Annotated in this window: 1 protein-coding gene; it reads right to left on the bottom strand. The window is 37.6% G+C overall.

The window, feature by feature from the left end; genetic code table 11:
- Positions 1 to 734 (bottom strand): DNA cytosine methyltransferase (locus ORI89_RS19190; protein ID WP_268232141.1); only part of this gene is annotated, 734 nt, incomplete at both ends.

Here is a 734-nt window from a genome sequence, read left to right as displayed (position 1 = left end):
CTGAAATCCAATAGGTCACGAACGGCCTTCCATTTCTTTAAATCAGCGCCAAAAAGATCAATTTTACCTGTGCCATTTTTTGCATGTGAAGGCTCAGGCCATACTATTGGTAGGCCATTTTTTGCAAAGCATCCAAAAAGTCGATTACGAGAAGTATATGCTCCAAAATCTGCGCTATTCATTTCCCGCCATTCATCTCGGTAGCCCAAAGAGTTAATATGTTCTTTCCATTTTAACCAATCTTGACCATTCTTTTTAGATAGAGGTGTGTAAGCAATTTCTTTTCTCTTTTCTTTTCTATTGTATATGTACTTAAGCTCGGAGTTAGCATACACTTTCCATTTCCCTTTTTTGTCGTTTTCACGATTTGTTGATTTGCAAACCGCTCGCATTGGCCCCCATGACATGAACTCAACAACGTTTTCTATTTGTACATAGTCAGGATCTAAAGCTTTAATATATCTATCTAAATGATCAGCTAGTGTTCTACTATCAGCATCACGAGGCTGACCACCTTTTGCTTTACTGAAATTTGTGCACTCTAAAGATGCCCAAAGAATAATTTTAGCATTTGGATAAACTTTACGGTATTCTGCAACAATCTCTATCAATGGAGAAAGTTCTAACGTTCTTATATCTTCTTCAAAATGGTAAACTTCGGGGTGATTTTCCCAGTGGCTGCGTATAGCTTTGTGATCATGATTTACACATGCAGCTATTATTGCCATACGTCT

The sequence above is a fragment of the Sphingobacterium sp. UT-1RO-CII-1 genome, assembly GCF_026711005.1.
GTDB lineage: Bacteria > Bacteroidota > Bacteroidia > Sphingobacteriales > Sphingobacteriaceae > Sphingobacterium.
Note: the sequence above shows the minus strand (reverse complement) of the source record. Positions and strands in the feature narration are given on the sequence as shown.